The sequence below is a fragment of the Varibaculum cambriense genome, assembly GCF_022133705.1.
Taxonomy (GTDB): domain Bacteria; phylum Actinomycetota; class Actinomycetes; order Actinomycetales; family Actinomycetaceae; genus Varibaculum; species Varibaculum cambriense_A.
The window spans coordinates 84,281-106,887 of record NZ_JAKNHJ010000003.1 but is presented as its reverse complement, the minus strand read 5'-3'; the positions used below and the strand labels follow the sequence as shown (position 1 = coordinate 106,887).

At 54.4% G+C, this 22,607-nt stretch carries 19 protein-coding genes; 15 read left to right on the top strand and 4 right to left on the bottom strand.

Going from position 1 to position 22,607, the window contains the following annotated elements; translation table 11 throughout:
- Positions 1-11 precede the first annotated feature (11 nt).
- Positions 12-875 carry a serine hydrolase domain-containing protein gene (locus L0M99_RS02165; protein WP_024059324.1) on the top strand — a complete coding sequence of 288 codons (864 nt, stop codon included), beginning with the start codon at positions 12-14 and terminating at the stop codon, positions 873-875.
- 5 nt (positions 876-880) lie between these two features.
- On the opposite strand, the gene L0M99_RS02160 is transcribed toward L0M99_RS02165, so the two are convergent.
- Complete coding sequence (locus tag L0M99_RS02160; protein WP_238127569.1) at positions 881-1,672, bottom strand: exodeoxyribonuclease III; 792 nt, start codon at positions 1,670-1,672, stop codon at positions 881-883.
- A gap of 41 nt (positions 1,673-1,713) precedes the next feature.
- Between L0M99_RS02160 and pyrE the strand changes: the two genes are divergently transcribed.
- The 12 genes from pyrE (at position 1,714) to carB (ending at position 14,927) form a co-directional block, all read left to right on the top strand.
- Entirely contained in the window at positions 1,714-2,289 is a 576-nt protein-coding gene (gene pyrE / locus L0M99_RS02155) for an orotate phosphoribosyltransferase (protein ID WP_238127568.1), read from the top strand.
- 2 nt (positions 2,290-2,291) lie between these two features.
- Positions 2,292-3,065: an SDR family NAD(P)-dependent oxidoreductase gene (locus tag L0M99_RS02150; RefSeq protein ID WP_238127567.1), complete on the top strand. Its 774-nt coding sequence runs from the start codon at positions 2,292-2,294 to the stop codon at positions 3,063-3,065.
- 3 nt (positions 3,066-3,068) lie between these two features.
- Positions 3,069-3,698: a TrmH family RNA methyltransferase gene (locus L0M99_RS02145; RefSeq protein ID WP_238127566.1), complete on the top strand. Its 630-nt coding sequence runs from the start codon at positions 3,069-3,071 to the stop codon at positions 3,696-3,698.
- A 56-nt stretch (positions 3,699-3,754) separates the two neighbouring features.
- Positions 3,755-4,777 (top strand): class II fructose-bisphosphate aldolase, encoded by a 1,023-nt coding sequence (fbaA, locus tag L0M99_RS02140; RefSeq protein WP_024059319.1) that lies wholly within the window; start codon positions 3,755-3,757, stop codon positions 4,775-4,777.
- 632 nt (positions 4,778-5,409) lie between these two features.
- Positions 5,410-6,396 carry a glycosyltransferase family 2 protein gene (locus L0M99_RS02135; RefSeq protein WP_024059317.1) on the top strand — a complete coding sequence of 329 codons (987 nt, stop codon included), beginning with the start codon at positions 5,410-5,412 and terminating at the stop codon, positions 6,394-6,396.
- The gene (gene pssD, locus L0M99_RS02130) at positions 6,389-6,841 is read left to right on the top strand and encodes a PssD/Cps14F family polysaccharide biosynthesis glycosyltransferase (protein ID WP_024059316.1); all 453 of its coding nucleotides are present in this window, start codon (positions 6,389-6,391) and stop codon (positions 6,839-6,841) included. Before L0M99_RS02135 ends, pssD begins: the two co-directional genes overlap by 8 nt.
- The gene (locus tag L0M99_RS02125; RefSeq protein WP_238127565.1) at positions 6,838-7,374 is read left to right on the top strand and encodes a hypothetical protein; all 537 of its coding nucleotides are present in this window, start codon (positions 6,838-6,840) and stop codon (positions 7,372-7,374) included. The genes pssD and L0M99_RS02125 overlap by 4 nt, the downstream gene beginning before the upstream one ends.
- Before the next feature lie 62 nt (positions 7,375-7,436).
- Positions 7,437-8,612, top strand: coding sequence for a UDP-galactopyranose mutase (glf, locus tag L0M99_RS02120; protein WP_316691083.1), 1,176 nt, complete (start codon positions 7,437-7,439; stop codon positions 8,610-8,612).
- Between the two features lie 3 nt (positions 8,613-8,615).
- Positions 8,616-9,482 carry an ABC transporter permease gene (locus L0M99_RS02115; RefSeq protein ID WP_024059313.1) on the top strand — a complete coding sequence of 289 codons (867 nt, stop codon included), beginning with the start codon at positions 8,616-8,618 and terminating at the stop codon, positions 9,480-9,482.
- A gap of 4 nt (positions 9,483-9,486) precedes the next feature.
- Positions 9,487-10,254 carry an ABC transporter ATP-binding protein gene (locus tag L0M99_RS02110; RefSeq protein WP_024059312.1) on the top strand — a complete coding sequence of 256 codons (768 nt, stop codon included), beginning with the start codon at positions 9,487-9,489 and terminating at the stop codon, positions 10,252-10,254.
- 202 nt (positions 10,255-10,456) lie between these two features.
- Positions 10,457-11,662 carry a glutamine-hydrolyzing carbamoyl-phosphate synthase small subunit gene (carA, locus tag L0M99_RS02105; RefSeq protein ID WP_238127564.1) on the top strand — a complete coding sequence of 402 codons (1,206 nt, stop codon included), beginning with the start codon at positions 10,457-10,459 and terminating at the stop codon, positions 11,660-11,662.
- On the top strand, positions 11,646-14,927 hold the full coding sequence (gene carB, locus L0M99_RS02100; RefSeq protein ID WP_238127563.1) for a carbamoyl-phosphate synthase large subunit: 3,282 nt from the start codon (positions 11,646-11,648) through the stop codon (positions 14,925-14,927). The genes carA and carB overlap by 17 nt, the downstream gene beginning before the upstream one ends.
- Before the next feature lie 282 nt (positions 14,928-15,209).
- Here carB and L0M99_RS02095 read toward each other — a convergent pair whose 3' ends face one another.
- From L0M99_RS02095 to L0M99_RS02085, 3 genes are all read right to left on the bottom strand, one after another.
- Positions 15,210-15,923: a PspA/IM30 family protein gene (locus L0M99_RS02095; RefSeq protein WP_238127562.1), complete on the bottom strand. Its 714-nt coding sequence runs from the start codon at positions 15,921-15,923 to the stop codon at positions 15,210-15,212.
- Between the two features lie 72 nt (positions 15,924-15,995).
- On the bottom strand, positions 15,996-17,981 hold the full coding sequence (locus L0M99_RS02090; protein WP_238127561.1) for a TPM domain-containing protein: 1,986 nt from the start codon (positions 17,979-17,981) through the stop codon (positions 15,996-15,998).
- A 90-nt stretch (positions 17,982-18,071) separates the two neighbouring features.
- On the bottom strand, positions 18,072-21,263 hold the full coding sequence (locus L0M99_RS02085) for a hypothetical protein (RefSeq protein WP_238127560.1): 3,192 nt from the start codon (positions 21,261-21,263) through the stop codon (positions 18,072-18,074).
- Between the two features lie 131 nt (positions 21,264-21,394).
- Here L0M99_RS02085 and L0M99_RS02080 point away from each other — a divergent pair, with 131 nt between their 5' ends.
- Complete coding sequence (locus tag L0M99_RS02080; protein ID WP_024059304.1) at positions 21,395-21,772, top strand: cold-shock protein; 378 nt, start codon at positions 21,395-21,397, stop codon at positions 21,770-21,772.
- Positions 21,773-21,800: 28 nt separating this feature from the next.
- Complete coding sequence (locus L0M99_RS02075) at positions 21,801-22,574, top strand: DUF3027 domain-containing protein (RefSeq protein ID WP_238127559.1); 774 nt, start codon at positions 21,801-21,803, stop codon at positions 22,572-22,574.
- Positions 22,575-22,607 lie beyond the last annotated feature (33 nt).

Here is a 22,607-nt window from a genome sequence, read left to right as displayed (position 1 = left end):
AATTTTCCCGGATGGCTTCTGATCCAGTAGCTGCGGTGCTAGCGCAGTTTCCTTTTCCAGTTTCTTGCGCGCTTTTTTCCTTTGAATCTGTATCTTTGCCAGGGAGCTGTCAGCTACTTGGAAGCTGGGGTGAACAGGATAAAGTCTATCCTTGGATGTCGGTCACCAAGCTGGTAACTTCTCGCACTGTTTTGGGAGCAGTAGAAAACGGTGTCCTCGATCTTAGCGAGCCTCTGCCACAGCTACCAGGAGTGAGCGAGCCCCGCCCGGTAAGTGTCGCTGACTTGCTCGCGCACCGGGCCGGCCTCGATCATGAAAAACGGGAGTTTACCCGCGCCCCCCGAAGCCGCCGGGTGTACTCCAATTCTGGATATGAGATTCTTGGTGAACTACTCAGCCAGCGCTCCGGTATTCCTTTTACTACCTGGGCCCAAGAAATGGTGCTTTCACCCCTGGGAATAAAACGCCAACTGCCCGAATCACCCGCCTGGGGAATGCACGGGAGTCTGCGAGAACTCTTGGCGTTTGCGTTCGAGGCCGCCTGCCCGCGTTTCCTATCTCCAGAGCTGTTTGCTGCCTGGTCACGCAGTGATGGGATTGAGCTGCCTGGGGTAGTGCCCGGCTACGGCTTTCACCGCGACAATGCCTGGGGATTAGGGTGCGAAATCCACGCCGCCAAAGATCCGCACTGGACACTGCCTGACTCCAGCGAGCAAACTTACGGACACTTTGGGCAATCCGGTTCATTTTTGTGGATTGATCCTCTAGCGCACCTGGGAGCAGTCTTTTTAGGGCAAGAGCCTTTCGGCGCCCTCCACAAGCAACTATGGCCGAAATTAAACCGCGCCCTGCGGGAAGTAGCCCAAGTCGCTTAATGACTCTATGGAGCCACCTCTAAAATCACCGGCACGTGGTCAGAGGCACCTTTGCCTTTACGCTCCTCACGCAAAGACTGCGCCCCCGTGACCCGTTTTGTCAGGGCAGGGGAGCAATAGGCAAAATCAATCCGCATTCCCTCATTTCGAGGGAAACGCAGCTGCTTATAATCCCAGTAGGTGTACTGATCAAACAGGTCGCGGGTAACTTCGGTAAATCCGGCATCCGCGAAAGCGAAAAATGCTTCCCGCTCCGGCTCAGACACGTGGGTGGCGCCGGCAAACACTTCCATATCCCACACATCCTGGTCAAAGGGGGCGATATTCCAGTCACCCATTAGCGCTATTTGTGCCTGGGAATCTGCCTCTAACAGCGAGGACGCATGTTCGCGAAGCCGCGCTAGCCAGGAGAGCTTATAGCGGTAGTGAGGGTGAGAAAGCTCGCGACCATTGGGAACATAGAGAGAAAAGACGTCTACCCCGCCACAATTCGCGCTAATTGCGCGCGGCTCCACTACCGGTTCCTTCCCGGGATTGCCGTAAGCGGGTTGGCAGGGAAAATCCCGCTGCACGTCCTCTAGACCCACCCGAGAAATAATCGCCACCCCATTCCACTGATTCGCCCCATGCACTGCTACCTCGTATCCGGCGGTGGTAAAAGGTTCATAAGGGAACTGTTCGGGGCGACATTTGGTTTCCTGTATCGCCAAAACATCAATGTTTTCTCGCTCTAAAAATGCGCTTACCCGCTGATGTCGGGCGCGAATAGAGTTAACGTTCCAAGTTGCAATCCTCATGTGCTAACCATATCGGTTACAAAACCGATAAACTGAATGTCATGACCGCTAATGATTCTCAAAAGGCTCGCTTGGTTTCCTTAATCAAAGAGCTATCTGTTAAATACGGCGATTTTACGCTGGCCAGTGGCAAAAAATCCTCATTTTATATTGATTTGCGGCGTTCAACCCTGCATCATGAGGCTTCGCTGCTGATCGGGCATGTGCTGCTTGACCTGCTAGAGGAAGCAGGCTTTTTGCCAGAAGATATTGACGCAGTCGGTGGGCTGACGATGGGAGCCGATCCGGTGGCTTTCGCGATTATGCAGGCGGCGGCTTCTCGCGGGCTCGATATTGACGCGTTTGTGGTGCGTAAAGAAGCTAAAGATCACGGCATGGGGCGCCAGATTGAAGGCCCGGATATTGCGGGCAAACAGGTGGTAATCGTGGAAGATACTTCCACTACCGGTGGCTCGCCGATTCAAGCAGCCCATGCGGCAGAAAAAGCAGGAGCCAAAGTGCTCTGCGTTGCGGTAGTGGTAGACCGTGGTGATGTAGCGAAGCAAAAGGTTAATCAGGCTGGCTGGAAATATCTGGCGGCACTAGATTTGGCAGATTTAGGAATCGAGGGGGATTAAAGATGTCATGGGTTTTAGTAACTGGGGCTTCCAGTGGGCTAGGGCTAGAGTTTTGTAACCAGTTGGCAGGGCGCGGACACAATGTAGTGATGGTTGCCCGTCGGGAAAATGTTTTGGTGGCCGAGGCGCAACGCATCGAGAATTACTATGGGGTTACCTGCGAGGTTTTGCCGGCAGATTTGGCTACCCAACCGGGGCTGAAGGCGGTTGCACGCCGCTTGGCGGCCGAGAAACGCCCGATTTCACTGCTGGTTAATAACGCTGGTTTTGCCCTGGCAGAAGATTTTGTGGACGGATCTGCCTCCCAACAGGTGCGGGGACTAAATGTGATGGTGCGGGCGGTAATGCTGCTGTCACAAACCGCGGCGTCTCGGATGCGCCGGCGCGGACGGGGAGCGATTTTGAACGTGTCCTCGGTGGCTTCCGGTACTGCTATGGGAACCTACGCTGCCCATAAAACCTGGGTAGAAATCTTTAGTTGCGCCCTCGTCGAGGAATTGCGTGGCAGCGGAGTGCAGGTAATGGCGCTCAAACCCGGCACTACCGATACCGGATTCTTCAGCAAAATCACTACCAAGATTGAGGACGTGCCTACTATTGCCCGGCTAACCCCGGAATACGTGGTGGAGCAGGCCTTGAATGACTTGGCGCGCGGCAAGGTGATTTCGGTGCCTTCCGTGATTTATAAGGTTATGGATTTCTTGACTTGGAAAGCACCCCGCTCCCTGGTGTGCCGGTTTACCGGTTACCTCCAGCGTGACCGTTTCCGGGTCTAGGGTATGGGTAACGGAGTAGGTCCCTGGCCGGGAGGGCCGGAACACTGGCCCGAGGGCGAGCATTGGGATCCTGATTTGCTGGCGGGAGGCGACCGCCGGAATGTGGAAGATCGTTTCCGCTATTGGCGGCGGGATGCTATTCGCGATTTCCTAGATAGTGAGCGTTTCCCGTTTCAGGTGGCTATCGAAAACCTCGACCATGATTTCAATATCGGATCGATTGTGCGTTCTGCTAACGCGTTTGGCGCCAACTCGGTACATATTGTGGGGGTGCACCGCTGGAATAAACGCGGCGCGATGGTAACTGACCGCTACCAGCATGTAGACCATTTCCCGGACGCGTCCTCCTTTGCGCATTGGGCGCTGCAGAGCGGGATTACCCTGATTGGGATTGACAATGTTGAGTGTTCTCAGCCCCTAGAGGGTGCAGTTTTACCGCAGCGTTGTTGCCTGGTCTTTGGATCGGAGGCGAACGGTTTGAGCCCAGAAATGATTGCGGAATGCGCCGCGGTCTACGAAATTACCCAGTACGGTTCTACCCGCTCCATCAATGTAGGGGCAGCTGCCGCCGTTGCCATGTGGGCATGGGTGATTCAACATAACAAAACCGTGGGACACAAGACCCTGCACTAAGCTTCACCTTGTGAGAGAATGAGACCCGTAAGAACTTTAGAAAAAGGAGGGCCACAGTGCCAATCGCAACCCCTGATGTTTATAACGAAATGCTTAACCGTGCTAAGGAAGGCAAATTCGCCTATCCCGCGATTAACGTTACTTCTTCCCAAACGCTAACCGCCGCGATTCGTGGTTTTGCGGAAGCTGAATCTGATGGCATCATCCAGGTTTCCTCCGGTGGCGCGGATTTCTGGTCAGGCTCCACTGTAAATGACCGGGTAGCTGGTTCTCTGGCTATGGCTGCCTATGCTCGTGAAATCGCCAAGGGCTACAACGTTACCGTGGCGCTGCACACCGACCACTGCTCGAAAGAGAAAATTGACGGTTGGATCCGCCCGCTAATGGAAATGGAAGCTGAAGAAGTAAAGGCTGGGCGTCTGCCTTTCTTCCAGTCTCATATGTGGGATGGCTCGGCAGTACCGCTAGCTGAGAACCTGGAAATCGCTAAGGAAATGCTAGAGCTTTCCGTTAAAGCCAACACCATCCTAGAGGTTGAAATCGGGGTTGTCGGTGGCGAAGAAGACGGCGTTGTTGGGGAAATCAACGAAAAGCTGTACACCACTGCTGAAGATGGTCTAAAGACTGTTGAAGCTCTTGGTTTGGGCGAGAAGGGTCGTTATATTACCGCTTTGACCTTCGGGAACGTACATGGCGTTTACAAGCCCGGTCACGTTAAACTGCGTCCTGAAATCCTAGGTGACATCCAGAAAGAGGTCGGAGCTAAAGTCGGTAAAGAAATGCCGTTCGACCTGGTAATGCATGGTGGTTCTGGCTCCACTGCTGAAGAGATCGCTACTGCGGTTCGCAACGGCGTTATCAAGATGAACGTAGACACCGATACCCAGTACGCCTTCACTCGTCCGGTAGCTGACTGGATGATGAAGAACTACGACGGTGTTCTGAAGATTGATGGCGAGGTCGGCAACAAGAAACAGTACGACCCGCGTTCTTGGGGCAAAGCTGCCGAAGCTGGTATGGCGGCGCGCGTAGTTGAGGCTTGTGAACGCCTCGGCTCGGTCGGCACCAAGATGAAGTAACTTTGCTGTTTAGCTAGTTACCTAAAGATTCAAGGGTAGCCCTGGCGGATTTTCCGCCGGGGCTACCCTTTTTCTTGCGCTTTTTATTACCGACACTTAGCACCGGAAACATAAACGCCCTCCGGTGGCAAGACCACCCTCCCGCGACCGAAATGCCCTCCGGGGACAGGATCGCCCTCCTGATTCGTGAATATGGGCGGAGAAGGTTCGCTTTTTATTCGCGCTGGAGGGTGTTTTTGTGCGGGGAGGGTGTTTTTGCTGGTTTTTCTTCCGATTACTTGACGGAATCGCCCTCCGGCGACGAAACCACCCTCCGGCGACGAAATGCCCTCCGGAGTTGTGTTTTGGGGCGAGGAAACCGGGTTTTTATTGGCGTTGGAGGGTGTTTTTGTGCGGGGAGGGTGTTTTTGCTGGCTTTTCTTCCGATTACTTGACGGAATCGCCCTCCGGCGACGAAACCACCCTCCAGGGACAGTATCGCCCTCCGATGACAGAATTACCCTCCGGGGAGGGGGATGGGGTATTTGATCCGCGGTAGGGGAGGACGCAAATCAGAATAATTGAGGCGATCGCTGTTCGGGTATTTCTCCGCTTAGATATGATGGAAAAAACCAACCAAAGGAGATGTGGCAATGGGCGAAGAACGTCAGGTATCTGCGGTGGTAGTAGCTTATAACCGCGCTAAACTACTTCGCGAATGTCTGGACGCAATCGCCGCACAGACCAGGCCAGTCCAGCGGGTAATCGTGATTGATAACGCTTCAACTGATGATTCTGCACATATTGCCCAACAGCACCCGGTAGTTGACCGAGTAATACCGCTTTCAGAAAATACCGGCGGGGCTGGCGGATTTTGTGCGGGAATCGCGCACGCCCTTGCCTATAAAGAGCTGGAAAGCCAGGATTTCATTTGGATTATGGATGACGACACCATTCCTACAGCGGATGCGTTAGCACAACTGCTAATAGCGGGGCAGACTTATCCCGGCTCTCCAGCGCTTTTGGCGTCCAAGGCACAGTGGACAGACGGTAGCGAACACCCCATGAATGCCCATCGGGAAAGACCGCTAATATCACCGGGCCGCAAACGAATCGCCCGGGATCTGGGAATGCGGCAGGTACGTGCGGCCTCCTTCGTGTCAATACTGGTAGAGGTAGCACAAGTGCGCCAGAGCGGTCTGCCGATTGCTGATTACTTTATTTGGAATGATGACTTGGAATACACCGCTCGGCTGCTGAAACACCGCATCGGGTTGTATGTACCAGCCTCGGTGGTGGTACACAAAACCCGCGCTGCCGCGTCCGCTACCGATGATCCCGGGGATCGTTTCTATTACGAGACTCGCAATAAAATTTGGTTCCTATTGCGCTCGCGGGGATTACTACCTCTGGATCGGCTGCTTTATGGCGGTTCCACGATCGTGCGCTGGTTCAGAATGTGGCTATCTAGCGGGGAAAAGAAAAAGATGCTGCGCCTGGGGGTAAAAGGAGTGACCGATGGGGTGCTATCTGGGCCGCGTCCTAACGAAGAGGTTTTTGCTTCCGACCCGGAAACCGCGAAGCTAGTTGCGGCCTGTGAAAATGCTGCCCGGGTGAAAGCGGACAAACAACATGGTTAAAGTTCTTTTTGCTGGCTCCTCCGGTGGACACTTAGCCCAGCTCTACACCTTAAAACCCTGGTGGAAACGGCAGCAATCCCTGTGGGTAACCTTCGAAACTCCCGATGCGGTCTCCCTTTTAGCTGATCAGAAAGTCGTCTGGGCACAGCATTCACCCGACCGTAACTTACGGGATGTATTCCGCTCGCTGCGTCTAGCCTGGAAGCTTCTACGTTCGGCTCGCCCCGAACTGGTGGTTTCTGCAGGGGCTTCTTTGGGGACGGTTTTCATTGCACTAGCGCGGCTCATGAAGATTCCCACTATCTATATCGAGGTCTTCGACCGGATCGAAATTCCCTCGCTATCAGGTAGGATCTGTTACCGCTTAGCAGATCGCTTCGCCGTGCAATGGCCTGAACAGCTAAAACTTTACCCGGATGCCACCGTGATCGGACCGCTACTATGACTGAAACCGCGAATATAAGCGAAAACAATAACCGCGAGCTTCACGCCGATTACCTGTTTATGGTGGGAACGCACCATATGCCTTTTGACCGGTTAATCCAGATGGCGGATCGTTTCGCTCGCGAGAATCCGGATGTGTCTGTCCTGGTGCAATACGGAACTTCACAACCTCCGAAAGAGGCGAACGGGCGCGAAAACCTTAGCCACCAAGAAATGGACGCCCTGGCAGGGAACCTAAAAGGAGTGGTTTTACCGGGCGGTCCTTCCCTGATGATGGAATGGTTGCGGCGCGGTTTTGTGCCTGTGATCGTGCCGCGGGATCCAGATCTAGGTGAACACATCGACACTCACCAAATCCGGTTCTCCGACTTTATGCGCAGGCGCTCGTTAATCGCCCTCGCCAATGATTATGCGCAGGTCAAAGGAGCTTTAGTGGATCCCCAGCCCGTATCTGCAGACCAGTTAGACAAGATCGACAGTGCCAGCGCAGTTAGAGCCTTCACAAAACTCGCGTCATCCTTGCTGGCAGATTAATTTTTAGTGTTAACACGGTAGGATTAAGGAAGCCAGAAGCTCGCAAGACAAGGGGAATCCACGTGAATACCGATTTAGTGATTGTTGGATCCGGACTGTTTGGTCTAACCATGGCAGAACGAGTCGCTAACGATTTAGGTCGGCGGGTCACCATAGTTGAAAAACGTGATCACATCGGCGGAAATGCCTACTCTTACCGCGATGAAGAAACCGGTATCGAGATCCATAAATATGGGGCTCACCTGTTCCACACTTCTAATGAGAGGGTGTGGGAATACGTCAACCGCTTCACTGCTTTCACCGATTATGTGCACCACGTATACACCAATGTTGGGGGCGAAGTTTTCCCCATGCCGGTCAATCTGGGAACCATTAACCAGTTTTTCCGGGCTGCCTATTCTCCCGATGAGGCTCGCCAGCTAATTGCCTCCCAAGCTAGCGCTATCCGGGGCGAGGACGCGGAAGAAAACTTCCGGACGAAGGGGATTTCCCTGGTAGGCGAACCCCTATTCAAGGCTTTCTTTGAGGGCTACACCGCGAAACAATGGCAAACTGATCCGCGGGATCTTTCGGCGGCTATCGTGTCGCGCTTGCCGGTGCGTTACAACTATGACAATCGCTATTTTTCCGATAAATACGAGGGACTTCCCCAAGATGGATACGCCGCCTGGCTGGAAAAAATGGCAGATAATGATCTGATTGACGTAAAACTATCGACCGACTTTTTCGACACCTCCCAACCTTTCAACCGTGATGCCTGCATTGGGCAGGTGCCGGTGGTTTATACCGGTCCGGTAGATAGGTTCTTTGATTACCGCTATGGGGAGCTCGGTTGGCGTACCCTCGATTTCGATTGGGAGACGGTTGCTACCGGTGATTTCCAAGGCACTTCGGTGATGAACTATGGTGACCGGGAGATTCCTTACACGCGGATTATTGAATTCCGGCATTTCCATCCGGAGCGGGATTACCAAAATGAAAAAACGGTGATCGCCCGGGAATATTCGCGCACTGCCGGCAAGGATGATGAACCCTACTATCCGATTAATACTGCTCGCGACCGTGAGCAGCTACTGGAATATCGCGCCCTACGCGATAAGTTACCCCACACCCTCTTTGGAGGCCGGCTGGGCTCCTACAAGTATTTCGATATGCATATGGCGATTGCGTCTGCGCTTTCCCGCTATGACAACGTGGTGAAACCTTATTTCTCTGGTAAAAAGACGGATGGGGAGTAACTGGTGAGTGTCAGCACTGATTTTACCCGGCCGGGTACATCCCACGGTTTATTTGAAGTTGTTCGTAAACAGTATCTGCTACAACTACTAGTACATAAAGAACTACGAGTCCGTTATCGGGGTTCAATCCTGGGAATGCTCTGGTCTTATGCCAAACCCGCAACCCAATTCCTGGTGTTTTATTTTGCCATCGGGGTGTTTATGGGAATGAACCGGAACATTACCAATTACGTGGTTTATATGTTTGCCGGAGTGGTTGCGGTCAACTATTTTTCCGAAATCTTCGGTAACTGTACGCGTTCGCTGGTGCAAAACCAGGATTTGGTGAAAAAGATTTATTTGCCGCGGCAACTTTTCCCCGTGTCCTCCGTTTGGGTGGCATTTGTGCATTTTGTGCCGCAAGTGGTGATTTTGATTATTGGAAGCCTGATTTTCGGTTGGCGACCGGGGATAAATAATCTGCTGGCAGTGCTGCTAGCATTCGTTGTTCTCACGATCTTTAGTTTGGGGCTCGGACTACTCGGCGGGGCTTTTAACGTGCTATATCGCGATGCCGAAAATTTCGTGGATTTGATTTTAATGGTCGCTACCTGGGCTTCCCCGGTTCTTTATAAATGGTCAATGGTTTACCACGTACTGGGGGACTGGCAGGGAGGATGGCTGTGGTATGTCTATCAACTTAATCCCCTCACCACGGTAGTCGAACTTTTCCATTATGGTTTTTGGATTCCCACCGCGGGCGTGGCTGAGAGTTTCCCGGACAATTTTTCGTTAATGGTAGTGGCTTCCGCCCTGATTTCAATCCTGTTGTTGCTGATAGGGGATAAAGTTTTCCGCCACTATGACGGGCGTTTCGCCCAGGAGCTGTAAAAGTATGGCCAATAAGAGCGTAAAAGTTGACCCAGAATTAACCCAAGCTGATACGGTGATAACCGCGCAAGACGTGGTAAAAGACTTCACTATCCGCAACACCCACACGTTGAAAGATATGTTGGTGTGGTCTTTGACCGGCAGACGGGGACAGATGCGTGACCGTTTCCGCGCCCTCGATCATGTTTCATTCAATATTGCCGCCGGGGAAACCGTGGGACTCTTGGGATTTAACGGTTCCGGGAAATCGACAATGTTGAAACTTATTTCCGGAGTGATGCAGCCTTCGGCAGGAGCCGTAGGTGTGCGGGGTAAAGTCGCAGGCTTAATCGAGGTAGGCGCGGGTTTCCACCCTGATTTAACCGGGCGGGAAAATATTTTCTTGAATGGCGCTATTTTGGGGATGACCCGTGAAGAAATCGAAGCTCATTTCGATGAGATTGTAGATTTTTCGGAGATTCACGAATTTCTAGATACCGAAGTCAAGTTTTATTCTTCGGGAATGTTCCTGCGGCTAGCATTTTCGGTGGCAGTCCACACTGACCCCGATATTTTTCTGATTGATGAAATCTTGGCGGTAGGCGATGAGCCCTTCCAAAAGAAATGTCTTGATCGTATTTCGCAACTGTCAGAAGCAGGTAAATCACTGGTAATCGTCAGTCACGACCTGGATCTAATGGGACGCTTTTGTGAGCGGGGAATCGTGCTGAAAAAAGGGAAAAAAGTGCTAGATGGCCCGATTGCCGACGCGGTTAAACTAATGCGTTCCTAGGCTTGGCTCCAGCGACTTTCCATTTTTGGTAGTCAGCTTTCTTCATTATCCGAGTACTGGTGAAAAATCACGCCCGGATAGCGCCTTACGGTATGCTTATAGGCAGTGAAACTCTTAACCATTTGCTCGCGTCCGCTTGGTGCGAGCAATTTTTCTATACGCCCTCGCCCGCAAGGCTCAAGCGTAGATAAGGAGTAATCGTATGCATCAGGACTCCTCGGATCTGGCCTTGATCGTGCTGGAGGACGGGTTCATTGCGAAAGGCAAAGCCTGGGGGAAGCGGGGACGCGCCCTGGGGGAAGTAGTGTTCGCGACCGGGATGACCGGATACCAGGAAACTTTGACCGACCCGTCCTATCACCGGCAAATAGTTATTCAAACCGCGCCTCATATCGGAAATACGGGGGTAAACGAAGCGGATCCGGAGTCTAGCAGAGTCTGGGTAGCCGGATATGTGGTGCGTGATCGCGCCCGCCGGGCTTCCAATTGGCGCGCTACCGGCGACTTGGAAGACCTACTCAAAGACCAGGATGTGGTGGGTATTTGCGAGGTCGATACCCGGGCTCTCACCCTGCATTTGCGCGAAGCCGGTGCCATGCGGGGCGGAATCTTTTCTGGTGATGCTCTCCCGGCTGGGGCTGCCTATCTTGATCAGGCTACCCGCGACCTTTTGGTGTCAGTGGTGCGCGACCAGCCGGTGATGGCCGGAGCGGCGCTGGCAGCTGACGTGAGTACTCCCGAAAAATACGTAGTGGAGCCCGCCGGTGAATATGAGGGCAGAGAACCTTTAGCGGTGGTGGCTGCCCTAGACTTGGGGATTAAATCCCGTACTCCCGAGCAGATGGCGTTGCGCGGAATCCAGGTGCATGTGTTTCCGCAGCACTCCAGCTTTGCGGATATCATGTCGGTGAATCCTGATGGGGTGTTTTTCTCTAACGGACCGGGCGATCCGGCCTCTGCAGACCATGAAGTAGCCTTAGCGAGGGCGGTGCTGGACGCCGGGCTTCCTTTCTTCGGGATTTGTTTTGGGAACCAAATCCTCGGGCGCGCCTTGGGGTATGGAACGTACAAGCTTGCCTATGGTCACCGCGGGGTAAATCAACCGGTGGTGGACCGCGAAAGCGGAAAAGTGCAGATCACTGCCCATAATCACGGTTTCGCGGTAGACGCTCCCGCGGAACATCCTTCGGTGGCACCCTTCGATGGGGGACGCTACGGGCGGGTAGAAGTATCTCACCTGGCGCTAAACGATGGGGTAGTGGAGGGCTTGCGCGCCCTCGATCTGCCAGCTTTCAGCGTGCAGTACCATCCCGAGGCAGCGGCTGGCCCCCACGATGCCCAATATCTCTTTGATAAGTTCCTAAGGACAATGCAGGAAACGAAGGAAAAAAATGCCACGCAGAACTGATCTTAAATCTGTCCTAGTTATTGGTTCCGGGCCGATCCAAATCGGCCAGGCCTGCGAATTTGACTATTCCGGAAGCCAGGCCTGCCGCGTACTAAAGGCAGAAGGGCTGCGAGTTATTCTGGTTAACTCCAATCCGGCAACCATTATGACCGATGCCCAAATGGCGGATGCTACCTATATTGAGCCGATAACCCCGCAGGTGGTGGCCTCGATTATTGAAAAGGAACGTCCCGATGCGCTGCTGCCTACTTTGGGTGGGCAGACCGCGCTCAACACCGCGATTGCTCTGTCCCAAGATGGCACCTTGGAAAAATACCAGGTAGAACTGATTGGCGCTAGCGCTAAGGCGATTAACGCCGGTGAAGATCGCGAAGAGTTTAAGCAGGTAGTTCACCGCTGCGGAGCGGAAGTAGCGCGATCTTTTATTGCGCACAACCTGGCTGACTGCCGGGAGGCGGCCGAACAGCTGGGATATCCACTGGTAGTGCGCCCATCCTTCACTATGGGCGGTATGGGCTCCGGCATTGCCTATAACGAACAGGATCTGATTCGCATCGCTGGGGGAGGTATGGCCGATTCCATTACCTCCGAGGTTTTGCTGGAAGAATCGATTCTGGGCTGGAAAGAATACGAACTAGAGCTGATGCGCGACAAAGCCGATAACGTGGTCGTGGTCTGCTCTATCGAAAACGTGGATCCGGTAGGGGTACATACTGGCGATTCCATTACGGTGGCTCCCGCGCTCACCCTAACTGACCGGGAGCTGCAGAATCTGCGCGATATCGGGATTAATGTCATCCGGGAAGTCGGGGTGGATACTGGCGGGTGTAATATCCAATTCGCAGTGCACCCCGATACTGGTCGGGTAGTAGTCATTGAGATGAATCCCCGGGTGTCTCGTTCCTCCGCCCTGGCCTCAAAAGCTACCGGTTTCCCGATTGCGAAACTAGCTGCAAAACTGGCGCTCGGTTACACCCTCGACGAGATTCCCAATGATATTACCGGTTCGACGCCGGCTTCTTTCGAGCCCACTTTGGACTATGTAGTCGTTAAAGTGCCGCGTTTTGCTTTCGAAAAGTTCCCGGCCGCTGACCCCACGTTGACCACCGCCATGAAGTCGGTAGGCGAGGCGATGGCGCTGGGACGCAACTTTACTGAAGCCCTACAAAAAGCCCTGATTTCTCTAGATAAAGCCGGCACCTACTTCCGCTGGGATACCCCGCTTTCTTCCTCCAAGGAAGAGCTATTAGAGCAGGTCAAGATATCTACGGAAAAACGCCTAATCCAAGTGATGGACGCGATTAGGGCGGGGGCAACCCTAGAGGAACTCTACGAAGCCACTAAGATTGACCGCTGGTTCCTAGATCAGCTGTTCTTACTGAATGAGGTTGCGGAAGAAATCCGGGAAGCCGAAGCGATTAGCCCTCAACTGTTGACCAAGGCGAAACGTCACGGTTTCTCTGACCTGCAGATCGGGCAGATCCGCTCGGTATCCGACCAGGTAGTGCGGGAGGTGCGCAAAGCCTTCGGGATTCGTCCGGTTTACAAGACGGTAGATACCTGCGCCGGAGAGTTTCCTGCCCAAACCCCCTACTACTACTCCAGCTATGACTTGACCAGCGAAGTTAAACCGCGTAAGCGTCCGGCAGTGATTATTTTGGGCTCCGGTCCGAACCGGATTGGGCAAGGCATTGAGTTCGATTATTCCTGCGTGCACGCCACCCAGGAACTGCAATCTGACTATGACACGGTGATGGTTAACTGTAACCCGGAAACCGTGTCTACGGACTACGATATTTCTTCCCGCCTCTATTTCGAGCCGCTTACTTTCGAGCACGTGATGGAAATTTACGAGGCCGAATGCGAGGCCGGACCAGTAGCGGGGATGATTGTGCAGCTTGGGGGACAAACTCCGCTGTCGCTCGCTTCTCGCCTGCAGGCTGCCGGAGTACCGATTGTGGGCACTCCGCCAAGTGCGATTGATGCCGCGGAAGATCGTGAACTCTTTGGTCGGGTACTAGAGGAGGCGGGGCTACCTGCTCCTGCCCACGGGACTGCTACCACCCCGGAACAAGCCTTTGAACAGGCTGAAAAAGTGGGTTATCCGGTTCTGGTGCGTCCTTCTTTCGTTTTGGGAGGACGCGGAATGGAGATCCTCTATTCGCGCGACGAACTTGACTCCTATCTGCATCGCTACAACCTGTCTGATCCTACGGTGATGACCGGACCGCTATTGATCGATCGTTTTCTCGATGACGCGATTGAGATCGATGTGGATGCGCTTTATGATGGCCAGGAGCTGTTCCTGGGCGGGGTAATGGAACATATTGAAGAGGCCGGAATCCACTCTGGAGATTCTTCTTGCGTATTGCCCCCGATTACCCTCTCGGACGCGATTATTTCCCATATCCGTACCTCGACGGAGAAGATCGCGGCCGGGGTAGGGGTACGCGGTCTGATCAATATTCAATATGCCCTAGTCAGCGGGGTGCTATATGTGATTGAGGCTAATCCGCGAGCCTCGCGCACGGTACCTTTTGTAGCCAAAGCGACCGGAGTGCCGCTAGCTAAGGCGGCTGCCCTGGTGATGATGGGGTCTTCAATCGCACAGCTAAAAGAGCGCGGCTATCTGCCCGCCGATGATTCTGATTTCGCTACCCCGGGTCGTCCGATCGCAGTGAAAGAAGCGGTGCTACCGTTTAAGCGTTTCCGGGATAAAGATGGCCGGATCGTGGACACAGTTCTCGGTCCCGAAATGCGTTCTACCGGGGAAGTCATGGGGTATGACCGAGATTTCCCCACCGCCTTCGCCAAGAGCCAGACTGCGGCCTATGGAAATCTGCCCGCTAAAGGTACCGTGTTCGTATCGGTTTCTGACCAGGATAAACGCGCCTTAGCCTTGCCGGTGTCGCGCTTATTTGATTTAGGGTTCTCCATCATGGCTACTGCAGGTACAGCTGCTTTGCTACGCCGTTACGGGATTCCGGTTACCGAGGTGCGTAAAGCCAGCCAAGGACGTGGCCCGAACGGGGAACAAACAGTAGTGGATATGATCCGCGCCGGCCTAATCGATATGGTGATCAACACCCCCGGCACTTCCGGGGCGAGGGCGGATGGTTACGAAATCCGCACCGCCACTACTGCTGCAGATAAACCGATAATTACCACCATGTCCCAGTTCCAGGCAGCGGTGCAGGCGATTGAAGCTACTCGCGACCGCTCCTATGGGGTGTGTTCACTGCAGGAATACGACAAAGCGAAATAGTCATGTTCCTACTGCTGGCCGCCGCTATCGGACTAGCAATCGGTCTGATTCTGGGGGCGCTGGGCGCCGGTGGGGGAATGCTGACCCATAGGGACAGGGGTCACATTCCCTAATTTTGCGGATTTTTGGTTCCTGGGGATACTGACGCAAAACTTGAGAGATACTTGGTCGTGAACCTAGTGGAGTAAAACTTGGCCTGTATTTGCCGTACAAACAGTTGCTGGCGCCAGAAACGATTTCTGGCGCCAGCAAGGACTATTAGGCTGTCGGCGGTAGTGGGAACTATTTGTTCTTCAAAGCTGCGAGACGAGCCTCAATTTCTGCGGAGGAACCGGATTTTTCCAGTTCCGCAAACTGATTCTCTAGTGATTCAGAAGCCAGCTCGGCGCGTCCTGCAGCCAGGGCTTCCTGCTTGCGGATTTTCTCCTCGAAGCGATTAAGTTCGCTGGTGGGATCCGCCAAGTTAAACTTTGCAGCGGTTTCTTGTACCTGGTTTTGCGCCTGGGCGGTCTTTTGCCGCGCCACCAGTTGGTCTCGCTTGACTTTAAGATCCTCTAGCTTAGTCTTCATCCCGGCCAAGCCTGCCTTGAGCTGCTCAGCCATTTCCTTTTGGGAAACCAGCAGCGGTTCTTGCGACTTCACTTGCTGTTCAAAATCAATCTGTTTACCTAGCGCCAGGCGTGCCAGATTATCCAGGCGTTCGGCCTCGGCCGTATCCCCACTAGTACGTGCTTCTTCGGCCTTCTTTGACGCTAAAGCAGCCTTTTCACCCCATTGCGTTGCTGCGGCACGGTCTTCCTCTAGATCTTTCTCTGCCAGCCGCACATTCCCCACAGTCTGGGCAACTGCGCTTTCTGCTTCACGTATCGAGTTGGTATAGTCTCGAATCATCTGGTCAAGCATCTTTTCGGGATCTTCTGCCCGGTCAAGAAGCGCATTAATATTGGCTTTCGCCATATTGGTAATCCGACCCAGAATTGTTTGTTTTTCTGCCATCGTTCCTCCTGGTATTGGTTGGCTTTGTCTAACTAATTTCTGATTCTACTGGAAATACTGGCAACTGGCGGGCTAAAACTTCCCTCCGAAGCCGCCCCCGGAGCTTCCACCGCCGAAACTACCTCCGAAGCCGGATCCGCTACCGCTCCCAAAACCGCCGCCGAACCAATCAGAATTTCCGGAGCTTGAACCCCAACTGGTTCCGCCGCCGAAGCCCCGTCCGCCGTTTAAGATTCCGCCTAGGATCATCCCCGTTAGGAAATCGCTGCTGTTTCCTCCTGACCCTCCATCCCAATCATTGCGGCGCTCTTGGTAGTCGGTACTTGCGCTCTCGCGGGCTTTATCGGCAGCTTCTCCTGCCAGTTCCGCTAATTTGATCCCGGTATCTCCCCGCGAAGCCTGTGCCTGCTGGTAGAGGGATTCGGCGCGCGCTAGATACTGGCGTGCATCTAAACCTACCGCGCCGCGGTGACTAGAAACGTAACTATTTGCGCTAGCTATCCGGGCTTGCGCGCTAGCTAAAGCCGTCTGTAGTCTGGCCGCGGCCTTCTGTTTTTGCTCACTGTCTTGCCGGTAGGGCGCCAACGCTTGATCCAAATCGGCTTCGGCTTGGGCAATCGCCGATAAAGATGCGAGGGGATCGCCCTGACCATCGCGGGCTTGCAAGCAGTTATCAATCGCGGTTTGCGCTTTAGCGCACAGGGTCTGAAAAACTGATTTGTCCTGCAAGTTAAGGCGTTTTACATCATCTAGGTCTGAGGAAATAGAAGTCACGGCTGCCAGTAGCGATTGCTGTAGGTTCGCCAAGTGGGTCTCGGCCTCGGAAACCTCCTTTATCAGGGTGCGAGCCTGGGCGATTGCCCGTTCCGCGGTTTGTACCTGTACTTTCAGGCTGGGCGAGCTATCCTCGCTCTGTAGAGGCTCTAAAGTTTCCCGCGCAGCCCCCAAGAGGTTGCTGACCTGCTCGGGCGCATCATCCAGTGAGGTTAATACCGCCTGAGGGTGGGTCTTATGCAGTGCCGCTATGATGGCGGGAAGCTGGCTCGCCTGGGTTTCTAGCTCGGATATCAACGATAACTGGTTCTGAATCCGGCTAGGTAAAGAAGCTAAAGATTCGCGCAGCCTCGTCAGTTTCTCTGTCTGCTGTGCTAACAGCTCCTGGCAGCGTTTAGCCTCGCTGGAAGCTGCTTGTGCCTGTTGAGATTTTTGGATACCTGAGAGGGAATCTAAGTCCCGCAACTTCTCCATAGCGCTATCTCGCGCCTGACTCGCCTGGGCTAACACCTGGGCATATTCCTCAGTTTGTGCCGTCCCAAGCTGCATTTTCGCGAACTCTAGTTCTTCTTTTGCACCCCGGACAGCATCGTCAGCGGCCAAGACATCTACGCCCGCCTGTTCTACCAGCTGCTTATCCGACGCGGCCTGCCTGGTTTTTATTTGATCGCGGGTCTTTGACTGTTTGCGGGCAAAGATCATAATGCCGACCCCGATCCCCGCTACCACCAGCACTAACGCTAGCGGTCGAAACCAACCCCCCGTCCTCGCCGATTCTTCTTCACTTACGGCGCCGCCCAGATCAGAGGAGGACGAGGCCGCGCTAACCGCGAACACCTTAACCGCTTGATCCCAATTACCTTGGGACAGCAGGGGTTCTATTTCTTGAACTATGCGATTTTGCTTAGTTTCGCTAATGCGCACATTAGCTGCCGGACAAATATAGTACGCACGCTCTTTTACCGCGATAGCTAACAGCACGCTCTGGCTATTGCCTGCTGCCTGCTCCCGGCTCTTCACGCACCATTGCTGCGCGCTTAACGGCGAGAAGTTATCGGTGAGGGCGGCATAGATCTGATAATCAGAGCTAGAGGCGCCAGCTAACGTTTCCGCTACTTGCTCCGAGTTCTCTAGATAGCCAGCCGGATCCGAAAGATGCTTATCGAAACTGCTGGCGGGAGGAGCCGCTAACGCGAGGCTCGCGGGCACGACTACCGTGACGGTAGCGGCCAGTACTGCCAGGAAGAATGTCAGTAACCGTTTACGGAATCGAGCTAAGCACATAGCTAAATCCTATCGGCAAGCAGGCGCTAAAGCTCGCTCAAGCACAAAGGTTTAGCTCTTATCAGAGCCTTTGCCCAAGCTCTTAACCAGCTAGCTCCGCTTCGCTACATCGTTTTCGGCTAGGCGGAGAGCCTGCTCGGTTTGTTGCTGCGCGCGTTGCAACAGCCGCAAAGCTTCCTGCGGATCATGGTTACCTGGCTGGTCAAGACGGGTTAAAGTTCGATTCGCCAGGTCTAGCATGGTGCGAGCCGCCACTCCCACTTTCGCGGTGTGAACCCCGATATAGTCATCGACAGCCGCCATCAAAATCGCGACCTGCTCACTGAGCGGCTCGACTTTTTCCGCAAAGGTTAGCGCGGCCTCGACTTTTGCCCCGGCGCGCAGGGCAGCTTCTTCCGCATGTGCTTGTCGCGCGATCTTTTGTGCCTGCAATAAGAGATTCTCGGTTCGTACGGTAGCTTTCAGAACCTCATTTTCTTGTCCGGCGCGATCTCTAGCCCTCGCGTCCTCGATTAGGTTCTGAGCCCGAGAAAGTAGTTTGTGGGCTCCCATCACATCGTTACCAATACGCGTGGCCTTTTGGGGATCAACGTTTTGGATACGCTCCACAATCAACCGGCATCTGACCAGGTCTTCCCGGCAAGTCACGATTTCCCGCTCAAACCTTAAAAGGATCTCGTTCAACGGGGTTTGCTGGTGATACAGATTAGTAAAGTGGGTGATCTGATCGCGTAGCTCACGCAGCGGCCCGGGCAGGTTACCGGCTACGATCTGCTGATCAATAGGACGTGACTGCAACTGGGCAGTAGCGAACTCCGCAAACGCAGCGCGGACGCTATCTTGAGCGCGAACCAGCGCCAAAGCAAAGGGCTGGGTCACCGTCTTTCCTGCCCGCTGCTGGGCGAGCGTCAGTTTGCTGGCTCCCTTACGAGCCCAGGAATCTGCCTGTCGCAATACTTTCGTAAAGTCAGGTGCCGGGCGCGCTTCTTCCTGATGGGCAGTTTCCTGCGGTGTCGGCGAGGGTTTAACGCTTTGCTTCGCTACTCTAACGGGTTGCGCTGCCACCTGCGAAGGAGCAGGGGAGAGCGCGGGGCCGTTCGCCATGGCCGGTGCCTGTCCCGGTGTCTGTTGCGACACCTGTCCAGGTGCCTGTCGCGATACTTGCGGGATCGCCTGCGGAGATACCGGTGGCAAAGAGCGGGCAGTTAGATTGTTAACTGCGGGCGCCATTTTCGGTAGCGTGGGCACCCGAGACTGCCCGCGCTGATGGGCGGAAGCAGCGGCACTATCTAGTGCCTGCCGGGCGAAATCATCGGAGGTACGGGAAGTAACTGCCGGCGAGTAAGCTGCGTGAGTTGCTGCCTGGGAACCTAAGTGAGGCCGGGAAGCATTCCCTTTATCGGGGACAGCGTTTTGAGGCACAGCCGGCGTAACCGGAGAAGCGACTGCCTGCTGTGGCAGCGGAGAGGCAAACGGTGGGGCTGCTTGACCCTCATGGCTGACGCTTGCCGGCAGAGGGCTGATTTGCGGCTGAGCCGCGTGCGCGGGTTGCGCGGTTTGCGCAGTGGCCGAAGCCTGTTTTCTTGCCTGTTCTTCCCGGAAACGATCAGCTGCCTGGGCACGGGCTTTCGCCCGGGCGATCTCATCGCGACGCTCCTGGCCATAATCCTTAATCTGCGCGGCAGAAGTAACCTGGGTGTCATCATCATTGGCCTGCGGCGGCAAATAGGTAGTTTCTCCAGGGCGCAGCACCGAATCATGCCGCTGCGGAGCCGAGGACGTCCCGGTTGCAGGTGCTAGGGGCGAGCTCGCCCCTAGCGAGGTATAAGACGCGTTCGAGCGGGGAGTAGTCGCGCTGACCTGTGCGGGCCCCGTAGCCGGCAGACCGGTTGACTCGGGAGCAAATGTTCCCGGTCGTGTTTCCTGGGCTGCAGCCCCCGGTTGCACTGGCTGCAACGGTGCTGCCTGCGGGGACAGCGCTGGTTGTTCCCCAGATAGTGCCGGAGCTGGTGCGGGCGCTTGCGGGAGCGCCCGCTCTTCGCTTTGAGGCGGTAGTTGCGAGGAAGTGGGTACTTGCATTTGGGGTGCGGGAGAAACCTGGTAGCCCGCATTCGCCTCGGTGCTGTTGATAGTCTGCGCCCTCGTGCGCGCTAAAGCGATCTGATCCAGTTCTGCCAGCGAAGGCACTTTTCCACTAGACGAGGTATTCAAAGTGCCCGGAACGCCGGTGGGAATAGCTGGATTTGGTTCCTCTGCCTTAACCTGGGCTGTCCCGGCGACGGAGGTTAGGTTCGGTTCCTTATTTACCAGACCAGCATCAGTGCTAGGGGTCTGCAAAAGCGCAGCTGCCGCCGGTTGGGAGGACGCGGCACCCGCGAAGTTTTCCGAGACGGCCTTGGCAGTGTCGGGATTATCAACTGGTGTTTTGCCGGACTTAGATTTACCCGAGGATTTATCGTTTCGTCCAAAGCGTAAACGGAATTTGCCTTTACTAGGCTGCTCGTCCTCGTGATCGTCCTCGTCAACCACAGCTGTTTTCGAAGATTCTTTACTTGTGGAGACCTCGGATTCTGTTACTCCGCCTTGCCGGGTCCCAACCGCAAAGGCAGGCAGCTGGCTCCGCAAATCCTGCGACGCGAGAGCTTCAGTCGATTCACCCGAAGCATTATCCTCGGTTCGATTTTGGGCTTTTCTCCGCGCCCTGAGCACCCGGGAAATCACGATAATTACCACGATTAACGCAACCAGAAAAGCAATCATTGCCCAAGGGGCAACCGCCAAGCCCGAGCCCATTTCTGGCGCCTTCGCAGAGAGCGCATCGAGGTAAGCTAACACTGCTTCCGGGTATTTTTGTTGATTTAGCAAGGGCACCATTTTTTCGGAGGCAATAGCAGATAATTCTTCTTGGGAGAGTTTCGCCGCATTATCTGCAGAAGCTAAATACATAGTCTGATTAGGGTTATCAGCCACTATCGAGAGCATGTAGGATCCCTGCGGGGCGCCTGATTTTTGCAGAGCCATCAGGTTCCAATTGCTGACAGTTTCATTGGAATATTCAGAGGGGAACGCCACATACACGTGTAGTCCAGAACGATCCAAAGAAGCTAGCCGTTCCTTAACCTTGTTGGCCTGCCCCCCAAGCTTGTCACCGGGATCATATACATGATCGGAAATCGTTGGTGGTTCTTCGGCGTGTGCAATATTGCCGCTGACTGTGAAACCGGCAAAAAGCGCAGCTAGAAGCACTATCGTCAGTAAGCCGACTCTCTTTAAGACTTTCACTTAAGTTTCTCCCTAACTAATGAGGCTAGCCCGGAGCGGATTAAATCCTCACTTTGCATTATCATATGCAAAGAAGTGGGTTATATGTTGCCTCATGTAACCTAGATTAAGAAAAAGTAGGGGAGAAATCAGTGCCAACCGGAAAAGTTAAGTGGTTTGATGCCGACAAAGGGTTCGGGTTTATCACTGCAGAAGACGGCTCGCAGGTATTTTTACATGCCAGCGTGTTACCTGTTGGCGCTAAACCTCCCTCGGCGGGAACGCGGGTAGAGTTCTCAGTTGCCGACTCCCGCCGCGGCCCGCAAGCCCTATCGGTGCAAATATTGCAACGTACGCCCTCGGTGGCAAAGAATTTGCGGCGCAAACCCAAAGACATGGTGCCGCTAGTAGAAGACCTGATTAAGTTATTGGACGCCTCCTCCGGGCATTTGCGGCATGGACGCTACCCGGATAATGGCGGAAAGATCGCGCAGCTGCTGCGGGCAGTTGCCGACGATTTCGATGCCTAGTGGCGGCGGTGAACTAAGAAAGACGCACATGAGTGAAACTACCCGACGTAAAGCGGGAAAAGTAGATAGCATACTGGCCAGCGCGGTCGATATTGCCCGCGAGGGGCTGGCGCCCATTGCTAAGCCGGAAGAAATTGGGCAGCATTTGGGTGCCACCAGTGAAGGTGAACGCCTGGCCACCCACAGTTTTGAATGTTTAAAGCCCGGTTATCGCGGCTGGCACTGGGTAGCAGTCTTAGCGCGGGTGCCGCGCGGCCGCAAAGCCACGGTTTGCGAAATTGATTTACTTCCAGGCGAGGACGCGCTGCTGGCACGCCCGTGGGTACCCTGGGCAGAGCGGTTGCGTCCTCAAGATGTAAAACGCGAGGACGTACTACCGTATGTTCCCGATGATGACCGCCTTGATCAGTCCTATGCGGACACCAATGCCGAAGATCTAGATCGGCGTACCGTGGAGGAACTTGGTCTTGGCCGTCCCCGGGTACTTTCGGCTTGTGGGCGCGCCCAAGCTGCTAAACGTTGGTACCATTCGGAGCAAGGGCCGGCGCGGCGCGGGATGACCCGCAAACGGCTCCCGGAAAACACCTGTTCTACCTGCGGATTCTTACTGAAAATGGCGGGCAGTATGCGCACCATGTTCGGGGTGTGTACCAATGAATGGTCGGTCGATGATGGGCGGGTAGTCTCTATGGATCACACCTGTGGTTCCCATTCGGAAACCGATGTGAAGGTGGATACTTCTCCCTGGCAGCCCACTCCGGCGCGGCTGGATGAACTGGATGTAGAGCAGGTCGAGATTTAGCACCTTACCGTCAGCGCCAAGAGGTAACTGCTT

Coding starts and splice junctions, on each gene's coding strand:
- L0M99_RS02165 (WP_024059324.1), top strand. CDS start 12: ATGGCTTCTGATCCAGTAGCTGCGGTGCTAGCGCAGTTTCCTTTTCCA.
- L0M99_RS02160 (WP_238127569.1), bottom strand. CDS start 1,672: ATGAGGATTGCAACTTGGAACGTTAACTCTATTCGCGCCCGACATCAG.
- pyrE (WP_238127568.1), top strand. CDS start 1,714: ATGACCGCTAATGATTCTCAAAAGGCTCGCTTGGTTTCCTTAATCAAA.
- L0M99_RS02150 (WP_238127567.1), top strand. CDS start 2,292: ATGTCATGGGTTTTAGTAACTGGGGCTTCCAGTGGGCTAGGGCTAGAG.
- L0M99_RS02145 (WP_238127566.1), top strand. CDS start 3,069: ATGGGTAACGGAGTAGGTCCCTGGCCGGGAGGGCCGGAACACTGGCCC.
- L0M99_RS02135 (WP_024059317.1), top strand. CDS start 5,410: ATGGGCGAAGAACGTCAGGTATCTGCGGTGGTAGTAGCTTATAACCGC.
- pssD (WP_024059316.1), top strand. CDS start 6,389: ATGGTTAAAGTTCTTTTTGCTGGCTCCTCCGGTGGACACTTAGCCCAG.
- L0M99_RS02125 (WP_238127565.1), top strand. CDS start 6,838: ATGACTGAAACCGCGAATATAAGCGAAAACAATAACCGCGAGCTTCAC.
- L0M99_RS02110 (WP_024059312.1), top strand. CDS start 9,487: ATGGCCAATAAGAGCGTAAAAGTTGACCCAGAATTAACCCAAGCTGAT.
- carA (WP_238127564.1), top strand. CDS start 10,457: ATGCATCAGGACTCCTCGGATCTGGCCTTGATCGTGCTGGAGGACGGG.
- carB (WP_238127563.1), top strand. CDS start 11,646: ATGCCACGCAGAACTGATCTTAAATCTGTCCTAGTTATTGGTTCCGGG.
- L0M99_RS02095 (WP_238127562.1), bottom strand. CDS start 15,923: ATGGCAGAAAAACAAACAATTCTGGGTCGGATTACCAATATGGCGAAA.
- L0M99_RS02090 (WP_238127561.1), bottom strand. CDS start 17,981: ATGTGCTTAGCTCGATTCCGTAAACGGTTACTGACATTCTTCCTGGCA.
- L0M99_RS02075 (WP_238127559.1), top strand. CDS start 21,801: ATGAGTGAAACTACCCGACGTAAAGCGGGAAAAGTAGATAGCATACTG.